Below are 834 nucleotides of genomic sequence, written 5' to 3' on the forward strand. Positions count from 1 at the left end.
CTGCGCTGGACAAATTACCGTGGATTGGAAAGAAACCAGATGCAGGCGATGCTTGTTTGTGCTGCGATGAATTTAAAGAAATTAGCAAACTGCCTATGGAGAATGGGCATCTCTCCTCTTTTTCAATTATGTATGTCGTTATTTTCGACGGTTCATCAAGGGAGACAAATGCCAAAATGGAACAAAATGGTTGAAAGACAGGTGTCTTCCAACCATTTTGTCAACAGTCTGAGCTGCTAGATGAACTAGCAGCTTTCCTTTTCTTCACCTTTCTTTTTTAGTACAATGAAAGAATGGACACTTTTTATAGAAAGTGAGCGGATGATGGATGAAAGAAATAAAAATTTCAACAGAAACCATTACACTCGGACAATTTTTAAAACTAGCGAACGTCATCTCAACAGGTGGGATGGCGAAATGGTTTTTACAAACAAACGATGTATTTGTTAATGGTGAGCGGGAACAACGTCGCGGGCGAAAGCTAAAGGTAGGGGACGTTGTCGACATCAAAACAATCGGTACATTTACGATTTGTTCGTGAAGGTGGGAGCACCTTTGTTTTTGGAACAATTAACTTTAAAAAACTACCGCAATTATGAACAAGGTTGTTGGCAATTTCAAAATAAAGTAAACGTCATTTTAGGTGAAAATGCCCAAGGTAAGACGAACATCATGGAATCCATTTATGTTTTATCTATGGCGAAATCACATCGAACGACGAACGATAAAGATTTAATTCGTTGGGACGAAGATTATGCTAAAATAGAAGGTAAAGTAGGAAAGAAAAACGGATCCATTTTTCTGCAACTAACTGTGTCAAAAAAAGGCAAGAAA

Annotated in this window: 3 protein-coding genes; all 3 read left to right on the forward strand. The window is 38.1% G+C overall.

Annotated features, from left to right (window positions below; genetic code table 11):
- A partial coding sequence (locus LD028_RS02305) for a transposase (protein WP_237810812.1) occupies window positions 1-240 on the forward strand: 240 nt, incomplete at its 5' end.
- An 88-nt stretch (window positions 241-328) separates the two neighbouring features.
- Window positions 329-541: a S4 domain-containing protein YaaA gene (gene yaaA / locus LD028_RS02310; RefSeq protein WP_006321152.1), complete on the forward strand. Its 213-nt coding sequence runs from the start codon at window positions 329-331 to the stop codon at window positions 539-541.
- 14 nt (window positions 542-555) lie between these two features.
- On the forward strand, window positions 556-834 hold a 279-nt coding region (locus LD028_RS02315; RefSeq protein ID WP_237810813.1), incomplete at its 3' end, for an AAA family ATPase.

The sequence above is a fragment of the Anoxybacillus sp. LAT27 genome (genome assembly GCF_022030075.1).
GTDB lineage: Bacteria > Bacillota > Bacilli > Bacillales > Anoxybacillaceae > Anoxybacillus > Anoxybacillus kestanbolensis.